Genomic DNA, 21676 nt, shown 5'->3' on the forward strand with positions numbered 1-21676 from the left:
CACCTCGGGACCCGCTCACCCGTTCACTGGACCCGTCCAGCCCACCTCGGGACCCGCTCACCCGTTCACTGGACCCGTCCAGCCCACCTCGGGACCCGCTCACCCGTTCACTGGACCCGTCCAGCCCACCTCGGGACCGGCCCAGCCCACCTCGAGACCCGCTCAGCCGTTCGCCGGGCCTACCCAACCGGTCTCCGGCACCGCACGACCGGTCTCCGCGCCGGTGCCCGACCCGGCCGCGACGGCGTGGCCGCCCCCGGGCGTGGCCCAGCCGTCCGCGATTCCGGTCCAACCCACCCAGGCCGGATCGCTCCACCCGACCTCCGCACCCGCACACCCCATCTCCGCACCCGCCCAACCCGTCTCGGCACCCATCGAGCCCGTCTCGGCGCCCGTCCGCCCCACCTCCGCACCCGTCCAGCCCGCCTCGGCGGCCGCACAGCCGGTGTCCGCGCCCGTCCACCCGGCCTCCGCACCTGTCCAGCCCGTCTCGGCGGCTGTGCAGCCGGTGTCTGCTCCTGTGCAGCCGGTGTCCGCGCCGACTGGCTACGACGCGGGCGGGCCGGTGGCCGGCGCGTTCCCGGTGGGTGGCCGGTTCGAGCCGGACCGGGACGTCGCGGACGGTCCGGAGGCCGGCGAGTTCGGTCGGCCGCAGCCGGTGACCGGGCCGCCCTACCTGGGCTCCGGCGCGGAGCTTGCGCCGGAGGCTGGGCACTACGACCCGTCCGTCAGCCCGGTGTCGTCTCTGCCCGCCGACCGTCCCTTGCCCACTGGTCCCGTCGCCGGCTCGGGTTCGGCTCTCGACCGGGCCGCCGAGCCGCCCGCGCCGGAAGCACCCCCGGCTCCCCGGCCCCCGGCGGACGACGAACCTCGCGGGCTCGGCTGGCTGCTGTCCCAGAACGGCCTCGGCGCGATCACCCCGCTGCCGCCCCCGGAGCCACTGCTGGCCATGCTCGAGCAGCCGGTGTCCGTACCTACGCCCGAGCCCCAGCCCGAGCCCGAGCCGGAAGACCTCCACCCGACCAGCGGCGGCCCGGAGAAGCAGAACTGGTTCGTGCCGCCCGCCGAGGACGAGCCCTCCGCCGACGACACCACCGCGACCGACGACGCCCCCGCGCTCCCGGAGGCTGTCCCGGCCGAGGCCACCGCTGCCCCCGCGGAAACGATCGCGCCGGCAGATCACCACGAGTCCGACGCAGCCTCGCCTGAACACCCGGAAGCCGACCGCGCCGCTGCTGCCTCCGCCTTCGTCGAGGAGCCCGAGGCCTACCCGCCCACGCCGGCCCACGAACCAGACGACCACCCGGCGCACCTGCCCGAGACCGAGCACCGGGCCGACGAGCCCGAGGCGCACCTGCCGACGCTCCAGCACCCGGCCGACGAGCCCGAGGCGCACCTGCCGACGCTCCAGCACCCGGACGACGAGCCCGAGGCGCACCTGCCGACGCTCCAGCACCCGGACGACGAGCCCGAGGCGCACCCGTCCACCACCCAACGGGTGGCCGACGAACCGCACGCGAGCCTGCCCACGACCCAGCAGCCGGGCGACGAGCTGGAGTCCCAGTTGCCCGTGGCCGAACACCTGGCCGATGGAGCCGAGGCGCACCCGTCCGTGGCGGAGCGCCCGGCGGAAGAGGGACCGGTGCCGCTCGCCGAGTTCGATCACCCGGCCGGGGAGCCGGCGGTGGATCCGTTGCTCGACGACTACGAGGTTGATGAAGTCGCGGCGGCTCGGGATCTCGCGGGCGCCGGATACTCGGTGGAGGAATCTGGGGCTGAGGCGCGGGTGGCGGAAGAACCCGGCGACCACCCGGCCGTGGCTGAGGGTCCAGGGGAAGAGCCTGCGGTTGACGAGCTTGCGGACGGGCGTGTGCTGGCCGAACCGGAGAATGCCGAGCGCAGTGACCTGCCGTTCGCCGGGCGCCCGGTTCAGGTGGAAGAGCCGGCGCCGACCGGGTCCGCGGCACCCGGGCAGGGGCAGGAATCCGAGTCCGCGCCGGACGCCCGTGACGATGAGGTCGTTCACTCCGGGCCGAGCTTCGTGGATGAGTCCGGCTGGCCGGAGCAGGACTACGCCAGTGTGCCCGCGCGGCCCGAGGAGCCCTTCGCGGAAGAGGTCGCGGAGCTGCACGAGGCTCGGGTCGAAGATGAGTCCGTCTTTGAGGTGACGCCGGTCGACGTCGAGGAGCCCGCCCGGCAGGAGGACGACTCCACCGGCGAGATGGAGCAGGTAGCCGCAGAGGAAGAGGCGGTCCAAGGCGCCGGTGCCTTGCGGGAAGAGGCGGCCGAAAGCGACAGCGGGCCCGAGCACGAGGCGGCCGAAAGTAACGGCGCGCCGGAGGGCGAGGCGCCGCACATCGAGATCGAGCTTGGGACGGGTGTGTGGGACCAGGAGGAGTTCTCCGGGGCCGCGCCGGTCGACGAGCTGCTCGAAGTGGCCGAGGCGCCCTCGGCTGAGTTCGGCGTGGCCGAGTCGGACGACGCGGAAGCGGTCGACGGAGAGCTTCTGGAGACCGCACCGGCCGCCGAGCCCGCGGCCGACGAGGTCCGGGACGATGACGGGGACGAGATCGTCGACGCCGAGCTGGTGGACGACTCGCTGCGGGAACTCGCCCCGGCCCCGGAAGCCGGGGTCGACAGCGAGCCGGAAGCTGCTGCCGAGGCCCTGGCCGCGGCTGAACCCCTGGCCGAGGCAGTGCCCGAGCCGGCTGCCGCGGCCGAGCCCGTGGCCGAACCGGCTGCCGCGGCCGAGCCCGTGGCCGAACCGGCTGCCGCAGCCGAGCCCGAGCCCGAGTTCGAAGCCCTCGAGCCCACGGCCGAGTCCGAGATTGGCGAGCCGGAAGCCCCCGAGGCCGGAGCCTCCGAACCCGAAGCCTCAGAGCCCGAAGCCTCCGAACCCGAAGCCTCCGAACCCGAAGCCTCCAAGGCCACGGCTGAGCCGGAAGCCGACGCCGAGCCCGAGCTGGAAGTCGGCGCCGAGGAGCCGCCGACCGAGGCGGAGCCGGCTTCCCCGGCGGCCAAGGACGAGCCCGCCGGGGAAGCGGCCTCCACCTTGATCGCGGTGCCGCGTGTCCCCGCCGCCCCGATTCGGCAGCGGGGTGAGCGGGTGGCGCCGCAGGACAGGCGGGCGGATCCGGAGCAGGTTCTCCAGGCGTACCCTTGGGTCTTTGATCCGGCGACGCTGCGTGAGCGGATCGAGGAGACCGACCCCATGGGGGTGGTCATCGACCGGCTGACCGACAAGCTGGAGTATGCCGAGCGGGCGGCCGTCCGGGCGCGGCTGCTGAGTTTGCGGGCGGTGGCGTCGCGGCTGCTCGACGAACTTGACCCGGCTCTGGAGGATGCCGAGGCGGCCCTGGCGCACGCCGAAACCACGGACGATCATGTCTTGGTGGCCACCGTGAAGGGGCGGCTCGCTCACGTGCGGCATTGGCGGGGTGAGTATGCGGAGGCCGACCGGCTCTACGCCGAGGCGGGGTCGCCGGAGCTGCCGACGCGGCTGCGGGCCGAGATTCATGAGCTGGCGGGGCGGTCGGCGTTCGAGCAGGGCCGCTATCTGGAGGCCGTGAACCACTTCGAGACGGCGCTGGACGTGCGTAAGGGCACGGACCCGGATCTCATCGAGCGGATCGAGCTGGCCCTCGACACGATCACCGGGTTGACCACCGAGGGCTGGGGCCCTTACCCGCGTACGGACGAGGAGATCGGCGGCGAACGGCCGCAACCAGCAGGCGGGGTGTTGCCGGAGCAGTACGACCGGTTCGCCACCACGCTCGCCGGCGGCGAGACGGTCGACGGCTTCACCGTCGAAGGGCTGGCCGTGGTCGAGAGCGACGGCCGGCAGGGTGTCATCGACCGGGCCGGGCAGGTCGTCCTGCCGCTGGAGCATGCCGAGGTGCGCATCCACCCGGCCGCTTTCGTGGTCGCCGACAAGTTCGGGCTGTGGGGGGCGCTCGGCCGGGACGGGGCGCCGATGATCGAGCTGCGGTACAAGGACCGGGCCGATGTGATCGAGGAGATCGAACGACGGGGGCCCGCCACCCGGCCGGTTGTCTGAGAAGGCAATAGTGTCGGGGCATGGAGTTTCGTCATCTGGGCCGTTCCGGCCTGCTCATCAGCGAGATCGCCTACGGCAACTGGATCACCCACGGGTCCCAGGTCGAGGAGGACGCGGCCCGGGAGTGTGTGCGGGCCGCGCTCGACGTCGGCATCACCACGTTCGACACCGCCGACGCCTACGCGGGCGGGCGCGCCGAGGAGGTGCTGGGCCGGGCGCTGAAGGGCGAGCGCCGCGCCGGCCTGGAGATCTTCACCAAGGTGTTCTGGCCGACCGGGCCGGGCCCGAACGACCGCAGCCTGTCCCGCAAGCACATCCTGGAGTCGATCGACGCCTCGCTGGGCCGTCTGCAGACCGACTACGTCGACCTCTACCAGGCTCACCGCTACGACTACTCGACCCCGCTCGAGGAGACCATGCAGGCGTTCGCCGACGTGGTCCGCTCGGGCAAAGCGCTTTACATCGGCGTCTCGGAGTGGACCGCCTCGGAGATCCGGGCCGGCTGGGAGCTCGCGCAGGATCTGAAGATTCCGCTGGTGTCGAACCAGCCGCAGTACTCCGCGCTGTGGCGGGTCATCGAGGCCGAGGTGGTGCCCACCTCGATCGAGCTGGGCCTGGGCCAGGTCGTCTTCTCGCCGATCGCGCAGGGCGTGCTGACCGGCAAGTACAAGGTCGGCCAGGAGCCGCCGGCCGGTTCGCGGGCGACCGACGAGAAGAGCGGCGCCGGGTTCATCGCGCGTTTCCTGAACGACCAGGTGCTCTCGGCGGTGGCCAAGCTGCAGCCGCTGGCCGAGCAGGCCGGGCTCTCGCTGGCCCAGCTGGCGGTGGCCTGGGTGCTGCAGAACAGCAACGTCTCGGCCGCCATCATCGGCGCGTCGCGCCCGGAGCAGGTGCGGGACAACGCCGCCGCCTCCGGCGTGAAGCTCGACGCCGATCTGATGAAGGCGATCGACGCGGCCCTGGACGAGGTCGTCGAACGCGACCCCGCCCAGACCAAGTCACCGGCCCGCCGGCCTTAAGAACCCGACCAGAAACGCATCAGTTCGAGGCCCAGCCGGACCAGGGCCTCGGACACCCCGATCTTGTCGGCGATCCAGAACACGACGTCGTAGAAGTACTGCCCGACCTTCGTCTGCCACAGCAGCAGGAAGAGCAGGATGAAGCCGTACGGGCCGAACAGGTTCCACGCCCGCTGGTAGGCCGGGCTCATCCAGGGCGCGATGATCCCGCCGCCGTCGAGACCGGGGATGGGCAGGAAGTTGAGCACGCTGGCCGTGATCTGCAGGAATGCGAGCGCGGCCAGCGCCGCCCAGAACTCCAGGTGATCGGTCGAGCCGGTGAGCTCGTACCCGCCGATGGACGGCACGAGCTGGGGGCCCACGCCGGCCAGGAACGGGATCGCCACGATCAGGGCCAGGACCACGTTGGTGAACGGGCCCGCGAAGCTGATCAGCGAGTCCTTGACCTTGCTGCGGATGTACCGGTGGTCGACCCAGACCGCGCCGCCGGGCAGGCCGATGCCGCCCAGGATCACCACGACCACCGGCAGCACGATGGACAGCAGCGGGCTCGTGTACTTCAGCGGGTTGAGCCGCAGGTAGCCGCGTTCGGCCACGGTGTGATCGCCGGAGAAGTAGCCGATCAGCGCGTGCGCGTACTCGTGCAGGCAGAGTGAGACCAGCCAGCCCGAGACGATGAACAGGAAGACGTCGACCCGCACGTTGCCGAAGCCGGTCCAGGTCATCCAGCCGCTGACCGCGAAGATCGCGACGATGCCGACGAAGACCGGGCTCGGGATGAAAGCGTTGCGCGGTGTCCGCGTGTAGACCGGTTCGTAAGTCACGTCACTCCGCCGGCAGCAGGCTCATCCGGTAGTCCACCCGGTCGTCCTCAACCAGCACGACGTTCGCCACCCCGGCCTCGGCCAAAGTGCGCCACTCCTGGCCGATCCACGACTCGGCGTCGGACTGGCTGCTGAACGTCTCCTGCGGACCGGCAACCGGTTGCCCGTCGACGTTCTCGTACCGCCAACTCCACGGCATTCGCCGCCCCCTCACGTCTTCGGTCGGTGCGTCTCCACCCTACGGCGTCCGCGTGTGCGGTCCCGGCTTAAGGTACGGGGCATGTCCGATGATCGGTGGCACACCGTCCTGGTGCTCGGCGGGATCCGCTCCGGCAAGTCCGAGTTCGCGGAATCGCTCGTTGCGGACGCCCCCGCGGTCCGATATGTCGCCACCGCGGTTGGCGGCGAGGACGATCCGGAGTGGCTGGAGCGGATCGAGGCGCATCAGCGGCGCCGCCCGCAGGCCTGGTCGACCGAGGAGACCGGGGCCGACCCGGCCCGGCTGACCGAGCTGCTGACCGAGGCCAAGCCGGACGACACGCTGCTCGTCGACGATCTGGGCGGCTGGGTGGCGGCGCTGCTCGACCCGGCCCGCCAGCCGAACGACGATCAGGCCGACGTCGCCGCCCTGGCCGCCGCGGTCCGTGACTGCGAGGCCCGGGTCGTGCTGGTCAGCCCCGAGGTGGGTCTGACCCTGGTGCCGACGACCCCGGTGGGCCGCGCGTTCGCCGACGCTCTCGGCACGACCAACCAGGCCCTGGCGCAGGCGTGCGACGGGGTCGCCCTGGTCGTCGCCGGCCAGGCCGTCTGGCTCAAAGACCTGGCGGTACGCGGTGAGGAGGCGACCCCGGCCGTCGAGGAGCCGGTCACGTCGCCGCTCCCGGTCGCCGCCCCGCCGGTTCCCGCCCCGCCGGTTCCCGCCCCGCCGGTCGTCGCTCCGCCGGTCGTCGAGTCACCGGCCGCGGCCACGCCCCTGGCCCGGGTGCTCGACGAGCCCACGATGAGCCTGCCCGCCATCGGTGCCCGGCCCGTCTTCGAGCCCGGCATGGATCTCCCCCTGCCCGACACGGAGACCGGCCCCGAGGCCCGCGACCGGCTCGCCACCGTCGACTTCCCCGGCTCCGGCCTGGGCGCCCTGGTCGGCGCCGTCGAGTTCGCCGCCGCCACCCAGGCCACCGTCACCCCGCAGCCATGGTCGTCGCTGCGTGTCCTGCTGCTCTCGGCCCGGCACTCGGGCGGCGCCGGCGCCGGTGACGACCTGGTCGACGTCGAGCGCCGGGTGGCCCAGGTCGAGAACGGCGAGGGCGTGCTCAGCCGCCTGGCCGGCGCGGCGGGGGCCGACATCGCCATTCTGCGTACGGCCGAGTCGACCGCCATGGAGGACGCCCCGGTCCTCTCGGCCGACGAGGTGGAGCACCACCTGCAGACCGGCTGGCAGCTGGCCGACGCCGCCGCCGACGCCGGCAAGGACCTGCTCGTGCTCGCCTCCATCGGCGTCGGCACCGACGCCGTGGCCACCGCGGTCACCGCCGCCACGACCGGCGCCGAGGCGGTGGCCATCCTGCCCCGGGTCCTGCTGCCCGGCGGCGTCTACGACGACGAGTCCTGGATGCGCCGGGCCGCCGCCGTGCGCGACGCCCTGCACCGCATCCGCCGTGAGCCCCGCGGCGCCAAGGACCTTCTGCGGGAGCTCGGCGGCGCCGACATGTCGGTGGCCGTGGGGGCGCTGCTGGGCGCCGCCGCCCGCAAGCTCCCGGTCATGATCGACGGCCCGCTCGGCATCGCGGCCAGCCTGGTCGCCCGCGATCTCGGCAGCCAGGCCAAGCACTGGTGCCTGCTGGCCGACTCCGGCGGCCTCCAGCTGGTCAAGGAGGGCGGCGACTTCCTCGGCCTCAATCCCGTGCTCGACCTCGGTCTCGGGCTCGGCGAGGGCGCCAACGCGCTGGTCACCCTGCCCCTGCTCCGTACGGCGATCGGTCTGGCCGGGACCGTCGCCGTGCACCCCGACATGCTGGCCGAGCTGGGCGACGGCGGCGCCACCGACCTGATCGTGCCCAACGACGAGGACGTCGACTTCGCCGAGCCAGAGCCCGACGGCCCCGGCCCCGCCTCCACCACCGAGTGACCCTGCTCGACGGCCTGCGCCTGAGCGTCACGACGCTGACCGTCCTGCCCGTCCGCGGCGGCCGCGTGGATCGCGCGACCGCCGCCGTGGCGATGGCCGTGGCGCCCCTCGTGGGGGCGCTGCTCGGCCTCATGCTGGCCGCCCTGCTGTGGTTGCTCCGGGAGGCTCACGCTCCCTCTCTGGTCGCCGCCGCGATCACTGTCGCCGCCGGTGCCCTGCTCACTCGCGGCATGCATCTGGACGGCCTGGCCGACACCATCGACGCCCTCGGCTCCTATCGTCGAGGCGATGCGGCCCTGGAAATCATGAAAAAATCCGACATCGGGCCGTTCGGGGTGGCGGCCATTGCGCTGACGCTGCTGATCCAGGTGGCGTCGGTGGACGGTCTGAGCCCGGTGTCGGTCATCCTCGCCTGGGCGGCGGGCCGCCTCGCGATCCCGCTCGCCTGCCGCCGGGGCGTCCCGGCGGCGCGTCCCGAAGGCCTGGGCGCCCTGGTGGCCGGGACTGTTCCGCTTCCTGTGGTGGCCGCCGGCGCCGCCGCGGTCGCCGGGGTGGCGGCGATCCCCGGCCCGCATTGGCCGGGGCCTCTCGCTGTCGTGCTCTCCCTCTCGGCGGGCCTGCTGCTGGTCCGCCACTGCGTGCGCCGGTTCGGCGGGATCACCGGCGACGTCTTGGGCGCCTCTGTGGAGTTGTCAACGACCGTGGCCCTGGTGGCTCTGTCCGTGCATTGAATCGCATCGCGGCGATCAACTCGGAGTTATCCACATTGAGGCTCTGTCCACAGGCCGCCGACATGATCTTGGGCAAATGAGGGAGGATTCCGGTGCCGTGCGCCCGTCGCACGGATGATCCGCCAGGCCCGCTCCTCGGCCGCCCGCGCGGCGGCCACCGCGGCCGAGGCGGCCACGACGGCCGCCCGAGCCCGATCGAGCGTCCCTTGAAACCGATGGACGACCGGCCGCCCGATGTCGTGATGGGCTCCAAAACCGCCCGGCACGGCAGCATCGTGGAATTCAAAACCGCCCGGCACGGCAGCATCGTGAGCTCCAAAACCGCCCGGCACGGCGGCATCGTGGGCTCGGAAGCCGCCCGGCACGGCAGCATCGTGAGCTCCAAAACCGCCCGGCACGGCGGCATCGTGGGCTCGGAAGCCGCCCGGGCGGCGCTCGATGCCGTACCGGTCCAGCAGGCGCCGGACCGACTCGGCGCTGGCCCCATGGTCGGCGGCGATCTGCGGGCACGTCAGCCCCCGCTCGACGTAAAGCACCCGCAGCAGGTCGGCCGTCAGGATTTCCGGCAGCCGGGCCGGCAGCCCCGGATGGCCGCGGGACAGCCGGTAGCGGGCGAGCCGGTACCGCACCTGGCGGGCCGTCGTCCCGGTCAGCGCGGCGATCCGGGGCGCGGTAAGACCCTGGCGGACATGCCATTCCCGGAGTAGATGCTCCGGCAGAGGGTCGGCGGCCGAGCCCACCGGCAGGTACTGCCGCGCCGGCCGGATCAGCGCCGCGCTGGTCAGACGCTCGACCAGCGCGGGCTCGGGCACGCCGGTGGCCGCCGCGATGCGCCCGACCGGGACGCCGGAGCGCCACCAGCGGACCAGCTCGTCCTGGGCCAGCCGGCGACCGCCGGCCGTGATGGCATAGCGGCGCAGCCAGTCATAGCCGGCCGACCGGCTCCGGCCGAGCCGCCCGCCGACCTCCGCCAGCGGCATCCGCTCGTCCAGCACCCACTGTTGCAGCAGGTCCGGGTCGGGCCGGCCGCTCTCTCTCACCCTGTGATCATCCGCGATGAGCGGCGCCGATCGCGGCCGAACCTGTCGTCAGCGCACCGACGGCTGCACGAACGGCGGCTTGACCACGCGGGCCTCGATGCGCTTGCCGCGGATGTCGATCTGGACCAGGTCGCCGTCGGCCACCCCGGCCGCGGTGTCGATCAGGGCCAGGGCGATTCCCACCTTCTTCGTCGGCGAGAACGTCCCGCTGGTCGTCTCGCCGATCCGCTGCTCGCCCGCGAAGACCTCCATGTGCCCGCGCGGGATGCCGCGCCCGGTCAGCTCGAGCCCGCGCAGGGTCCGGCGCGCCCCGGCCGCCTTCTCCGCCGTCAGGGCGTCGCGCCCCCAGAACGCCGGCTTGGTCCAGCCGACCGCCCACCCCGACCGGGCCTGGACCGGGCTGATCTCGAGCGTGAGCTCCTGCCCGTGCAGCGGATAGCCCATCTCCGTACGCAGGGTGTCGCGCGCCCCGAGCCCGCACGGCCGCACGCCGGCCGCGATCAGCGCGTCCCACACGGCCGCCGCGTCGTCCCAGGGCACCACCAGTTCGTAGCCGTGCTCGCCGGTGTAGCCGGTGCGGCACACGATCAGCTCGGCGCCGTTCAGGGAGGTGGTCGTGAAGGACATGTACCCGTGCCCGGTCGGCAACCCGAGCTTGGTCAGCACGGACACCGACTCCGGGCCCTGAACGGCCAGGACCGCGTACGCCTGGTGCTCGTCGGAGACCGTGATCCCGGTGGGCGCCGCGGCCGCGAGACGGCGTACGACCGAAGCCGTGTTGGCCGCGTTGGGGATGAGGAAGACCTCGTCGTCCGAGATGAGGTACGCGATCAGGTCGTCCACGACGCCGCCGTTGTCGTCGCAGCAGAGCGTGTACTGGGCCTGGCCGGGCTTGATCCGTCCCAGGTCGTTGGTCAGGCACGCGTTCACGAAATCGGCCGCGCCCTCCCCGCGTACGCGCGCCTTGCCCAGATGGGAGACGTCGAAGACGCCGACCGCCTCGCGGACCGCCGTGTGCTCCTTGATCACGCCACCGCCCGCGTACTCCAGGGGCATCTCCCAGCCGCCGAAGGCGGCGAACTTGGCACCCAGCGCGACGTGGCGCTCGTGCAGCGGAGACCGGAAAAGGGCGTCGGTGACCTCGGCAGACATGAGAGTGAACTTACCCGTGACCTTGCATGTGGTTAGAGTCGCGGGGACACCCCACATCGAAACAGCCGGCGCGCACCCATGAGGTGCCCGGCCCTTATACGTCCCGCGGAGAGCCCGAGTGAGCCAGCCCAGCCTCAGCCTGGTCGACACCGACCCGGCCGAATTGGCCGTCGACGCCATCGTCATCGGCCTGCACAGCCAGCCCGACGAGGGCGGCGCCCTGCTTCCGGCCGCCGGCGCCGAGAGCATCGCCGCCGCCTTCGACGGCAAGCTGACCTCGACGCTGGCGCTGCTGGGGGCGAGCGGCGCCCCCGGCGAGGTGACCAAGCTCGCCACGCTCGGCACGGTCAGCGCCCCGCTGGTCATCGCCGTCGGCCTGGGCGACGAGCCGACCGGCTCCGCGCCCGAGAAGGAGACGCTGCGCCGGGGCACCGGGGCCGCGGTGCGGGCGCTGGCCGGTAGCGCCACGGTCGCTCTCGCGCTGCCACTGCCCGACGACGAGGACGCGCCCGCTGTGCTGCGCGCGATCCTCGAGGGCGCGCTGCTCGGGTCGTACAAGTTCGCCGGCTACAAGACCAAGCCGCAGCCGAACCGCCGCGAGCCGGTCGGCGCGCTGCAGGTGCACGTGCCGGACGCCACCGACGCGGCCGCGCGGGCCGAGATCACCCGGGCCGAGACGGTGGCCAAGGCCGTCCGCCTGACCCGCGACTGGGTCAACACCCCGCCCAACTCGCTGCGCCCGCCGGAGTTCGCCGACGCCGTCGTGGCCGCGGCCGAGGGGACCGGCCTGCAGGTCGAGGTGCTCGACTTCGACGAGCTCAAGGCCGGTGGGTACGGCGGGATCGTGGCCGTGGGCCAGGGTTCCGAGGCCAAGCCGCGCCTGGTCAAGCTGACCTACGTGCCCGAGGGCGTCACCGACCCGAAGCGGGTGGCCCTGGTCGGCAAGGGCATCACGTTCGACACCGGTGGCATCAGCATCAAGCCGGCCGCCGGCATGTGGGAGATGAAGTCCGACATGGCCGGCGCGGCCGCGGTCGGCGCCACCATGCTGGCCGTCGCCGCGCTCAAGCCGCCGGTCGCGGTCAGCGGCTACCTGGCCATGGCCGAGAACATGCCGTCCGGTTCGGCCTACCGGCCGGGCGACGTGCTGACGATGTTCAACGGCAAGCGGGTCGAGATCTTCAACACCGACGCCGAGGGTCGCCTGGTGCTGGCCGACGCGATCGCCCGGGCCTGCGCCGACGGCACCGACTACGTGCTCGAGGCGTCCACCCTGACCGGCGGGCAGGTGATCTCGCTGGGCAAGCGGATCGCCGGCCTGATGGGCTCGGAGGGCGCGGTCGATCTCGTCAAGAAGGCGGGCGACCTGGTCGGCGAGCCGGCCTGGCCGATGCCGCTGCCGGAGGAGGTCCGCAAGGGCATGGAGTCCGACATCGCCGACATCTGCCAGACCAACGCGAACCTCGACCGGGCCGGGCACATGCTGCAGGGCGGCGTCTTCCTGCGCGAGTTCGTGGCCGACGGCGTCGAGTGGGCGCACATCGACATCGCCGGGCCCAGCTACCACACCGGCGAGCCCACGGGTTACTGGTCGAAGGGCGGCACCGGCGTGCCGGTCCGGACCTTCCTGGCCGCGATCGACGCGCTGAGCTGACCCTCAAGCGGGGGTTTCGGGGCGGTACGCTCCGGAGCCCCCGGGGTCGCGTCCGAGGCGTTTCTGCCGCGAGATGTAATCGCGCATGCGCTGTGGATAACCCATCAGCCGGATGTCGTAGATCGGTAGGCTCAGCTGGTGCGCCCAGCGCCGGGCGATCTCCGGCGACTCGATCCGTCGGCGGGTCCACTCGCCGTCGTGTGCCACAAGCAATACGGTGGTCTCGGTCACCGTGGTGCGCGGCTCGATGAACGCCTCGACCCCGCGGCGACTACGGACGAACTCCGCGAGATACTCAAGATCGGCACGGTCGACCGGCCGGCCGGCCGCCCGACGCCGTTCCCGGCTCCGCCGAAACCAGGCCACACCCGCTCCTCACGCTCTTGTGTGCCGCAAGAGTACGTCGCGCGGGCATGACTGTGGGGAACCTGGCTGCATCGACCGGTTCCACAAGTGACAAGATGGCCTGGACATACTGTGACCGTTTCCATTGTGTGACCCGCATGGCAACGACGCGAACACTGGAGTCAACGTGAGCCAGCCGAACGGCGGAAACTTCGACATCGTCATTCTCGGCGCCGGTAGCGGTGGGTATGCTGCCGCCCTGCGCGCGGCCGAGCTCAACCTTTCCGTCGCGCTGATCGACAAGGCCGAGCTGGGCGGCACGTGCCTGCACCGCGGCTGCATCCCGACCAAGGCGCTGCTGCACGCCGCCGAGATCGCCGACCAGACCCGCGAGAGCGAGCAGTTCGGCGTCAAGGCCGACCTCGTCGGCATCGACATGGCCGGTGTCAACGCGTACAAGGACGGTGTCGTCTCCCGCCTGTACAAGGGTCTGACCGGCCTGCTCAAGCAGGACAAGATCACGATCGTGTCGGGCGAGGGCAAGCTCGTCGCCCAGGACACCGTCGAGGTCGACGGCCAGCGCTACACCGGCCGCAACGTCATCCTGGCCACCGGCTCCTACTCGCGCTCGATCCCGGGCCTGGAGATCGACGGCAAGCGGGTCATCGCCAGCGAGCACGCCCTGAAACTCGACCGCGTGCCGTCCTCCGCGATCGTGCTCGGCGGCGGCGTCATCGGCGTCGAGTTCGCCAGCGTGTGGAAGTCGTTCGGCGCCGACGTCACCATCATCGAGGCGCTGCCCCGCCTGGTCGCCGCCGAGGACGAGGACATCTCGAAGACGGTCGAGCGCGCGTTCCGCAAGCGGAAGATCAACTTCAAGGTCGGCAAGCCGTTCGAGAAGGTCGAGCACACCGAGAACGGCGTGCGGGCGACCATCGCCGGCGGCGAGACCGTCGAGGCCGAGGTGCTGCTGGTCGCGGTCGGCCGCGGCCCGACGACTGCCAACCTCGGCTACGAGCAGCAGGGCGTCACGATCGACCGGGGCTTCGTGATCACCAACGAGCGCCTGCACACCGGCGTCGGCAACATCTACGCCGTGGGTGACATCGTCCCCGGTCTGCAGCTGGCCCACCGCGGCTTCCAGCAGGGCATCTTCGTCGCCGAGGAGATCGCCGGGCTCAACCCGGCCCCGATCGACGAGGCCGGCATCCCCCGCGTCACCTACTGCGACCCCGAGGTCGCCTCGATGGGCCTGACCGAGGCCAAGGCCAAGGAGAAGTACGGCGCTGACAAGATCACGTCGTACAACTACAACCTGGGTGGCAACGGCAAGAGCCAGATCCTCAAGACCACGGGCTTCGTCAAGCTGGTCCGTCTCAACGACGGCCCGGTGCTCGGCGTGCACATGGTCGGCGCCCGCATGGGCGAGCTGGTCGGCGAGGCCCAGCTGATCTACAACTGGGAGGCGTTCCCGGAGGAGGTCGCGCAGCTCGTTCACGCGCACCCGACGCAGAACGAGGCGCTGGGCGAGGCGTTCCTGGCGCTTGCCGGCAAGCCCCTGCACGCACACAGCTGATGATCGTCAAAGAAGCGGTTAAGGAGTACTGAGACATGCCGGTATCGGTCACCATGCCGCGGCTGGGTGAGAGCGTCACCGAGGGCACTGTTACGCGCTGGCTCAAGCAGGAGGGCGAGCGCGTCGAGGCGGACGAGCCGCTCCTCGAGGTCTCGACCGACAAGGTCGACACCGAGATCCCCTCGCCCGCCGCGGGTGTGCTCACCCGGATCGTCGTGGGCGAGGACGAGACGGCCGATGTCGGCAGCGAGCTCGCCGTCATCGCCGGCGACGGCGAGGACGCCGGCTCGGCCCCCGCGCCCGAGCAGAAGCAGCAGGAGCAGGCCCCCGAGCCCGAGCCCGCCGCGCCCACCACCCCGTCGACCGAGAAGCCGGTCGAGGAGGAGCAGCCCGCACCGCAGACGGCCTCGGCGTCGTCCGGCTCGGCCGAGGGCACCGCGGTCAAGATGCCCGCGCTCGGCGAGAGCGTCACCGAGGGCACCGTCACCCGCTGGCTCAAGCAGGTCGGCGAGACCATCGAGGTCGACGAGCCGCTGCTCGAGGTCTCGACCGACAAGGTCGACACCGAGATCCCGTCGCCGGTCGCCGGCACGGTCCTCGAGATCAAGGTCCAGGAGGACGAGACCGCCGACGTCGGCGCCGAGCTCGCCATCATCGGGTCGGCGGACGCCAAGCCCGCCCCGGCTCCCGAGGCCCCGAAGCAGCCCGAGGCGCCCAAGCAGGAGTCGAAGCCGGCTCCGCAGCAGCCGGCCGCCCCGCAGATCGAGTCGAAGCCCGCTCCGGACTTCGGTTCCGGCGGCGAGTCGTACGCCGACCCGGCCCCCGAGGCCGAGGTGGCCCAGGACCCGTCGGCGGCCGAGCGCAACGCCGAGCCGCCCGCGCCGTCCTCGTCCCCGTCCCGCGAGGCGGTCCAGGCCAACGGCGCCGGCGACGCCGGTTACGTCACCCCGCTGGTCCGCAAGCTGGCCGCCGAGAAGGGCGTCGACCTGTCGTCGCTGACCGGCACCGGCGTCGGCGGCCGCATCCGCAAGCAGGACGTCATCGACGCCGCCGAGAAGGCCGCCGCGGCGAAGAAGGCCCCGGCGCCGGCCCCGGCTGCGGCTGCGGAGAAGCCCGCCGCGAAGCCCGCGGCCCCGGCGCCGAGCCCGCTGCGGGGCCGCACCGAGAAGCTGACCCGCACCCGGGCCACGATCGCCCGCCGCATGGTCGAGTCGCTGCAGGTCTCGGCCCAGCTGACCACGGTGGTCGAGGTGGACGTCACCAAGATCGCTCAGCTGCGGAACAAGGCCAAGGCCGACTTCCTGGCCAAGAACGGCGTCAAGCTCAGCTTCCTGCCGTTCTTCGCGCTGGCCGCGGTCGAGGCGCTGCGCCAGCACCCGGTGGTCAACTCCTCGATCGACCTCGAGGCCGGCACGGTGACCTACCACGACACCGAGCACCTCGGCATCGCGGTCGACACCCCGAAGGGCCTGATCGTCCCGGTGATCAAGGACGCCGGCGACCTGAACCTGGCCGGCCTGGCCAAGCGGATCGCCGACGTCGCCGACCGCACCCGGAACAACAAGATCGGCCCGGACGAGATCTCGGGCGGCACGTTCACGCTGACCAACACGGGCAGCCGGGGCGCGCTCTTCGACACCCCGATCATCAACCAGCCGCAGGTCGGCATCCTCGGCACCGGCTCGGTGGTCAAGCGGGCCGTGGTCGTCAGCGACCCCGAGCTGGGCGAGATCATCGTCCCGCGCTCGATGGTCTACCTGGCCCTCAGCTACGACCACCGGATCGTGGACGGCGCCGACGCCGCCCGCTTCCTGGTCACGCTGAAGGAGCGCCTGGAGGGTGGCCACTTCGAGGGAGACCTCGGTCTGGCGTAAGTAATCACCGGAAAGGCCCGCTCGTTGATCGAGCGGGCCTTTCCGCGTTTTGAACGGGTTCGAAACGGGGCACAATCAAGGCATGCGCATCCTCATGGCCGGCGCGTCCGGTTACCTCGGCACGCCGCTCGCGCAGCGGCTGCGCGACGCCGGGCACGACGTCACCCGGCTGGTCCGCCGGCCCGCCGAGAAGCCCGACGAGGCGACCTGGCAGCCCTCGCAAGGTCAGCTCGACCCCGCGGTGATGGCCGGCCAGGACGTGGTGATCAACCTGGCCGGGGCCAACATCGGCGACAAGCGCTGGACCGCCCGCTACAAGAGCGTGCTGCGCTCGAGCCGGGTCGACACCACCGGCACGATCGCCCGGGTGATCCGCCAGCTCCCGGCCGAGGATCGCCCGCGCACCCTTCTCCAGGCCTCCGGTGCCGGCTGGTACGGCACCACCGGGGACACCCCGGTCACCGAGGAGGCGCCGGCCGGCAACACGTTCCTGGCCGATCTGTGCCGCGTCTGGGAGGCCGCCGCGCGCCCGGCCGAGGACGCCGGCACCCGGGTCGTGCTGCTGCGTACCGCGCCGACCCTGGACCGCGAGGGCAGCATCCTCAAGCCGCTGCTGCCCCTGTTCAAGCTCGGCGCCGGGGCGAAGCTCGGCAGCGGCAAGCAGTGGATGCCCTGGATCGCGATGACCGACTGGTTCGGCGCGGCCGAGTTCCTCCTCGAGCGGGACGACATCGCCGGCCCGGTCAACCTGGTCGGGCCCGAGCTGGTCACCAACGCCGAGTTCACCAGCACCCTGGCCCGGATCCTGCACCGGCCGGCGCTGCTGTTCGTGCCCGGCCCGGCCATGGACGTCGCGCTCGGCGAACTGGCCGGCGAGGCCCGGCGCAGTCAGCGGGTGGTCCCCGCCGTGCTGCAAAAGGCGGGATTCCAGTGGACATATCCGACTGTGGCGGCGGCCCTGCACGCGGCCCTGGGCAACGAACCGGCGGCATCTCACTGATCGACGGCCAGCCCTTGCTAACCTGCGGCTGATGTCCGTCGCCGCCCCCACCACCCCGTCCGCAGCAGATCGACCGGCCGTGCCCGGCGCCCGAGTGGCGACCCGGCGCCTCCGGGCCGATCTGCTGGTCGCCCTGGTCGCCCTCGGTCTGGCGGTCTACGTCACCGCCGGGTTGTGGTCCGACCCGTACCGGCACGCCGTCGCCGACAACGTCGGTGACCAGGCTTTCTTCGAGTGGGTGCTGGCGTACGGCGTACATCTGGTCCAGCACGGCGGTGATCCTTTCTTCACCGGCCTGCTGAACGCGCCGGACGGGGTGAACCTCGCCGCCAATACGTCGATCACGATCTACGCGATCCTCTTCACGCCGCTGACCATGCTGGCCGGGCCGCAGATCTCGTTCGTCACCATCCTCACGCTCAACCTGGCCGGCTCCGCCTTCGTCTGGTACCTGTTCCTGGGCCGCTGGGTCACGCGCAACCGGCTCGCGGCCGCCGTCGGCGGGCTGTTCGCCGGGTTCGCGCCCGGCTTCATCTCGCACGCCAACGGCCACCTCAACTGGACCTCGGGCTGGATCGCGCCGCTGGTGCTGTGGCAGTTGCTGCGCATGCGCGACCAGCGGCACTGGATCCGCAACGGGCTGATCCTGGGCGTGATGCTCGCGGTCGGCTTCTCGATCGCGGCCGAGGGGTTGTTCTTCACGGCTCTGGCCGGGGCGGTCTTCGCGATCGTGTGGGCGCTGGCCCGGCCCAACCGGGGCGAGGCGCGTGAGGTGCTGCCGAAGTTCCTGGGCAGCCTCGGGCTCACCGCGGTGGTGGCCGGCGCGCTGCTCGCGTACCCGCTCTACATGCACTTCGCCGGTCCGCAGACCTTCAAGGGCACCGGGTTCAACCAGCGGCACTACTCGGAGGACCTGGCCTCGTTCTTCGCCTTCGCCGACCGCTCGATCGGGGCCAAGCTGGGCCTGGGCAACGACCTGGCGCCCAACCCGACCGAGGAGACCTCGTTCTTCGGCCTGCCGCTGATGCTGCTGGTGGTGGCCACCCTGGTCGTGCTGTGGCGGCGGGCCGACGAGGCCCGGCGGGCCACCCTGCGGGCGCTGATCGTGGTCGGCCTGGTCTTCTTCGTGGTGGCGCTCGGGCCGCGGTTGCGGTGGTTCGACACCGAGCAGCCGATCCCCCTGCCGTACGCGCTCCTGCAGAAGTTGCCCTTGTTCGACGCCGCGCTGCCGCTGCGGTTCGCGCTCGTGCTGGTCGGCGTCATCGCGGTGGTGCTGGCCCTGTTCACCGACCGGTTGCTGGCCTCGCGCCACAAGCCGGTGCTGGTGGCGGCGCTCGCGCTGGCCCTGGTGCCGATCTTCCCGATCCCGCTGCTCTACCGGGAGCGCGCGGCCGAGCCGGAGTTCATCAGCAGCGGCGCCTGGAAGGACTACACGACCGACGGCGGCGTGATCACCACCCTGCCCTTCGCGATCAACGTGGCGGCCGACGGCCAGCGCTGGCAGGCGTACACCATGGCCCGGGGCGGGGCGGAGTTCCGCATCCCCGACGGCTACTTCCTCGGGCCGGACGTGCAGGGGGCGGAGGGCAAGGGACGCATCGGGGCGCTGCCGCGGGCCACGGACTGGCTGTTCCTGCGGGCCGCGCTGTACGGCTACATCGCCGACCTCGACAACTGGGACCGCGCCTCGGCCCGGGCCGACTTCCAGCGCTGGGGCGTCACCGCGGTCTACCTGCCCGACGGCGAGATCACCGGCCCCGAGGGCCCGCTGTTCCGCCAGGCCGTCGAGATCACCGCGACCGACCTGCTCGGCCGGCCCGAGCACGTGAAGGACGCCCTGGTGTGGCGCATCCGCCCGGGAGTGGATCCCATAGACAGGTAGCGACGGCAGTACGGTTGAGCCGTGACTACACCCACGCTCACCGTGCTGCGCCGCGGGCTCGTCGACTACCGCGAGGCCTGGGACGAGCAGCGCACCCTGCACGAGGCCGTGGTGGAGGGCGACAAGCCCGACACCGTCCTGCTGCTGGAGCACCCCAGCGTCCTCACGGCCGGCAAGCGCACCGAGCCGCAGGACCTCCCGATCGACGGCACCCCCGTGGTCGAGGTCGACCGCGGCGGCAAGATCACCTGGCACGGGCCGGGTCAGCTCGTCGGCTACCCGATCCTCAAGCTGCCCGACCCGATCGACGTGGTCGCCTACGTCCGCCGGACCGAACAGATGTTGATCGACGTCTGCGCCGAGTTCGGCGTCACCGCGGCCCGCTCGGAGATCGCCGGCCGCAGCGGCGCCTGGGTCCTGGCCGACGACCGCGGCCCCGACCGCAAGATCGCCGCGATCGGCATCCGGGTCGCCCGCGGGGTGACCCAGCACGGGTTCGCCATCAACTGCGACTGCGACCTGGCCAACTTCGACCGCTTCACCCCGTGCGGCATCCGCGACGCCGGCGTCACCTCGCTCAGCGCCGAGCTGGGCCGTGACGTGCCGGTGGCCGAGGTGCTGCCGGTGGTCGAGCGGCATCTGCGTACCCTGCTCTGATGCCGCTTTACCGCAATCCGCAGGACAAGCGGGTCTTCGTGCCCAAGAAGGGCGGCGGGGTGGTCCTGAACTTCGGCCACCCCATCGCCTGGACGATCCTCATCCTGATGACGATCGTCCCCTTCCTGATAGTCGCCGCGGTGACGATCGCGTATTTCGTTTAGGGCGCTATTCGGTGCAGGTCCCGCGGGAACGCGGTGACCTCCCGGACGTTGGCGATCCCGGTCAGCCGGGCCACGAAGCGCTCGAGCCCGATCGCCCAGCCCCCGTGCGGCGGCATCCCGTAGCGGAACCCGTCCAGATAACCCTCGTACGGCCCGGTCTCGCCTTTCAACGCGCGAACGTAGTCCTCGTACCGATGCAGCCGCTGCCCGCCCGTGACGATCTCCAGACCGCGGAAGAGCAGGTCAAAACCGTTGCTGTACGCGGGTTCGGCCGGGTCCGGATGCGTGTAGAACGGCCGCTTGCGCATCGGATAACCCGTCACGTACAGGAACTCCGACCCGTGCTCGCGCCGCGCCCACTCCCCCAGCGCCCGCTCGTGCGCCGGCGCCAGGTCGGGCTCGTCCGCGGGGGCCCCGGCGATCTTCAGCGCCTCCCGGAAGTGCACGGCCGGGATCTCACTGAGCACCGCGGGCGTCTCGTATCCCGTACGCGCCCTGATGGTCGACATCATCACCGACAGCGTCCGGGTCAGGGCCGCCATCACGTCCCGATGGTCGTCGATGAACCCCATCTCGGCGTCGAGCGACGTGTACTGCGCCAGGTGCCGCGCGGTGTCGCTCGGCTCGGCCCGGAACACCGGCCCGACCTCGAAGACCCGCTCGAAGACGCCGACCATGAGCTGTTTGTAGAACTGCGGCGACTGGGCCAGGTAGCCCGGCCGTCCGAAGTAGTCGAGCTGGAACACGTTCGCCCCCGACTCCGTGGCCGACCCGACGATCTTCGGCGTCTGGATCTCCACGAACCGCTGCTCGCTCAGCGCGACCCGGAACCCCTCGGTGGCCGCGGCGGCGATCCTCAGCGCGGCCCGGCGGGCCGGATGCCGCAAGGCCAGGGCGGCGTGGTCGAGCTGGGTGGGCAGGCTCGCGGTCAGCTCGGGTCGATGCAGTTCAAACGGCAGCGGTACGCCTGCGGCACTGAGCACCCGGATCTTCGGGTCGGTCAGCTCCACAGTGCCCTGGGTGACGGCGACCGTGCCGACGACCTGGACGACGCTCTCCTCGGTGAGCTCCTCGAGTTGAGCGCGCGTTTCGGGGTCCGACACGACGACCTGGCTGAGCCCCTCGGCGTCCCGGACGATCAGGAACGCCACCGACTTGAGCAGGCGGCGGCGGTGGATCCAGCCGGCGATCGTCACGGTCTCGTGCACGTGGGCGGCCAACTGGGTGGAGAGGATGCGTTGCATGGCGGGGACCTCCTCTGATGACTGCAACGCGGCCCCAGGGAGGTGTGGGCGAGCGGGATCCTCGCGGTGCCACCACACCTTTACGCTTTTCACAGCGCCTCTTGGTCGTGCAACGGCTCGGGAGTGTCTTCGCGCCCCGGCGAACGGGCCACCTTCACAGCTGCCGGTGGCTCTCTCGACCGTCGGATCGGGGCGTTACTCGGTTCCGTCTGCGCCGTCGGCTGGACATTAACAACAGGCATCGAACGTGCGAAAGTGAATTTACGCGTTGCTTGTGAGCGCGGTCACATGTGCCGTTACGTGAGCCTCGTCGCCCATGTCTAGGCAGAGAC

17 protein-coding genes are annotated in these 21676 nt (G+C 71.8%); 11 read left to right on the forward strand and 6 right to left on the reverse strand.

Annotated elements, in window-relative coordinates; translation table 11 throughout:
* The first annotated feature begins 529 nt into the window (after positions 1-529).
* Positions 530-4057, forward strand: a complete 3528-nt coding sequence (locus AB0J66_RS43820; protein ID WP_364673646.1) for a hypothetical protein — start codon at positions 530-532, stop codon at positions 4055-4057.
* A 20-nt stretch (positions 4058-4077) separates the two neighbouring features.
* A complete protein-coding gene (locus tag AB0J66_RS43825; RefSeq protein ID WP_364673649.1) occupies positions 4078-5076 on the forward strand; it encodes an aldo/keto reductase family protein in 999 nt (332 codons plus the stop codon).
* Here AB0J66_RS43825 and AB0J66_RS43830 read toward each other — a convergent pair.
* Both AB0J66_RS43830 and AB0J66_RS43835 read right to left on the reverse strand, forming a co-directional pair.
* Entirely contained in the window at positions 5073-5900 is an 828-nt protein-coding gene (locus AB0J66_RS43830; RefSeq protein ID WP_364673651.1) for a site-2 protease family protein, read from the reverse strand. The two genes, AB0J66_RS43825 and AB0J66_RS43830, sit on opposite strands and share 4 nt — an antisense overlap.
* A gap of 1 nt (position 5901) precedes the next feature.
* Entirely contained in the window at positions 5902-6099 is a 198-nt protein-coding gene (locus tag AB0J66_RS43835) for a hypothetical protein (protein WP_364673654.1), read from the reverse strand.
* Positions 6100-6180: 81 nt separating this feature from the next.
* On the opposite strand from AB0J66_RS43835, the gene cobU reads away from it, so the two are divergent.
* Positions 6181-8025 (forward strand): bifunctional adenosylcobinamide kinase/adenosylcobinamide-phosphate guanylyltransferase, encoded by a 1845-nt coding sequence (gene cobU / locus AB0J66_RS43840; RefSeq protein ID WP_364673657.1) that lies wholly within the window; start codon positions 6181-6183, stop codon positions 8023-8025.
* Positions 8022-8756 (forward strand): adenosylcobinamide-GDP ribazoletransferase, encoded by a 735-nt coding sequence (locus AB0J66_RS43845; RefSeq protein ID WP_364673661.1) that lies wholly within the window; start codon positions 8022-8024, stop codon positions 8754-8756. Before cobU ends, AB0J66_RS43845 begins: the two co-directional genes overlap by 4 nt.
* Positions 8757-8782: 26 nt before the next feature.
* Here AB0J66_RS43845 and AB0J66_RS43850 read toward each other — a convergent pair whose 3' ends face one another.
* Both AB0J66_RS43850 and gcvT read right to left on the reverse strand, forming a co-directional pair.
* Positions 8783-9796: a hypothetical protein gene (locus AB0J66_RS43850; RefSeq protein WP_364673664.1), complete on the reverse strand. Its 1014-nt coding sequence runs from the start codon at positions 9794-9796 to the stop codon at positions 8783-8785.
* 48 nt (positions 9797-9844) lie between these two features.
* A complete protein-coding gene (gene gcvT, locus AB0J66_RS43855) occupies positions 9845-10948 on the reverse strand; it encodes a glycine cleavage system aminomethyltransferase GcvT (RefSeq protein WP_364673666.1) in 1104 nt (367 codons plus the stop codon).
* 118 nt (positions 10949-11066) lie between these two features.
* Between gcvT and AB0J66_RS43860 the strand changes: the two genes are divergently transcribed.
* Positions 11067-12602, forward strand: coding sequence for a leucyl aminopeptidase (locus tag AB0J66_RS43860; protein WP_364673669.1), 1536 nt, complete (start codon positions 11067-11069; stop codon positions 12600-12602).
* Positions 12603-12605: 3 nt separating this feature from the next.
* On the opposite strand, the gene AB0J66_RS43865 is transcribed toward AB0J66_RS43860, so the two are convergent.
* Positions 12606-12968 (reverse strand): hypothetical protein, encoded by a 363-nt coding sequence (locus AB0J66_RS43865; RefSeq protein ID WP_364673672.1) that lies wholly within the window; start codon positions 12966-12968, stop codon positions 12606-12608.
* A gap of 166 nt (positions 12969-13134) precedes the next feature.
* On the opposite strand from AB0J66_RS43865, the gene lpdA reads away from it, so the two are divergent.
* From lpdA to AB0J66_RS43895, 6 genes are all read left to right on the forward strand, one after another.
* Positions 13135-14523: a dihydrolipoyl dehydrogenase gene (gene lpdA, locus AB0J66_RS43870; RefSeq protein ID WP_364673675.1), complete on the forward strand. Its 1389-nt coding sequence runs from the start codon at positions 13135-13137 to the stop codon at positions 14521-14523.
* 35 nt (positions 14524-14558) lie between these two features.
* Entirely contained in the window at positions 14559-16397 is a 1839-nt protein-coding gene (gene sucB / locus AB0J66_RS43875) for a 2-oxoglutarate dehydrogenase, E2 component, dihydrolipoamide succinyltransferase (protein WP_364673678.1), read from the forward strand.
* Positions 16398-16479: 82 nt separating this feature from the next.
* Positions 16480-17397 (forward strand): TIGR01777 family oxidoreductase, encoded by a 918-nt coding sequence (locus AB0J66_RS43880; RefSeq protein WP_364673681.1) that lies wholly within the window; start codon positions 16480-16482, stop codon positions 17395-17397.
* Positions 17398-17428: 31 nt separating this feature from the next.
* Positions 17429-19279 (forward strand): DUF2079 domain-containing protein, encoded by a 1851-nt coding sequence (locus AB0J66_RS43885; RefSeq protein ID WP_364673684.1) that lies wholly within the window; start codon positions 17429-17431, stop codon positions 19277-19279.
* Positions 19280-19300: 21 nt separating this feature from the next.
* On the forward strand, positions 19301-19936 hold the full coding sequence (gene lipB / locus AB0J66_RS43890; protein ID WP_364673687.1) for a lipoyl(octanoyl) transferase LipB: 636 nt from the start codon (positions 19301-19303) through the stop codon (positions 19934-19936).
* A complete protein-coding gene (locus tag AB0J66_RS43895; RefSeq protein ID WP_364673690.1) occupies positions 19936-20100 on the forward strand; it encodes a peptide ABC transporter substrate-binding protein in 165 nt (54 codons plus the stop codon). Before lipB ends, AB0J66_RS43895 begins: the two co-directional genes overlap by 1 nt.
* Here AB0J66_RS43895 and aspS read toward each other — a convergent pair.
* On the reverse strand, positions 20097-21344 hold the full coding sequence (aspS, locus tag AB0J66_RS43900; protein WP_364673692.1) for an aspartate--tRNA(Asn) ligase: 1248 nt from the start codon (positions 21342-21344) through the stop codon (positions 20097-20099). The genes AB0J66_RS43895 and aspS overlap by 4 nt on opposite strands.
* Positions 21345-21676 lie beyond the last annotated feature (332 nt).

This window comes from Actinoplanes sp. NPDC049598, from assembly GCF_040675435.1.
GTDB lineage: Bacteria > Actinomycetota > Actinomycetes > Mycobacteriales > Micromonosporaceae > Actinoplanes.

Coding starts and splice junctions, on each gene's coding strand:
- AB0J66_RS43825 (WP_364673649.1), top strand. CDS start 4,078: ATGGAGTTTCGTCATCTGGGCCGTTCCGGCCTGCTCATCAGCGAGATC.
- AB0J66_RS43835 (WP_364673654.1), bottom strand. CDS start 6,099: ATGCCGTGGAGTTGGCGGTACGAGAACGTCGACGGGCAACCGGTTGCC.
- cobU (WP_364673657.1), top strand. CDS start 6,181: ATGTCCGATGATCGGTGGCACACCGTCCTGGTGCTCGGCGGGATCCGC.
- gcvT (WP_364673666.1), bottom strand. CDS start 10,948: ATGTCTGCCGAGGTCACCGACGCCCTTTTCCGGTCTCCGCTGCACGAG.
- sucB (WP_364673678.1), top strand. CDS start 14,559: ATGCCGGTATCGGTCACCATGCCGCGGCTGGGTGAGAGCGTCACCGAG.
- AB0J66_RS43880 (WP_364673681.1), top strand. CDS start 16,480: ATGCGCATCCTCATGGCCGGCGCGTCCGGTTACCTCGGCACGCCGCTC.
- AB0J66_RS43885 (WP_364673684.1), top strand. CDS start 17,429: ATGTCCGTCGCCGCCCCCACCACCCCGTCCGCAGCAGATCGACCGGCC.
- AB0J66_RS43895 (WP_364673690.1), top strand. CDS start 19,936: ATGCCGCTTTACCGCAATCCGCAGGACAAGCGGGTCTTCGTGCCCAAG.
- aspS (WP_364673692.1), bottom strand. CDS start 21,344: ATGCAACGCATCCTCTCCACCCAGTTGGCCGCCCACGTGCACGAGACC.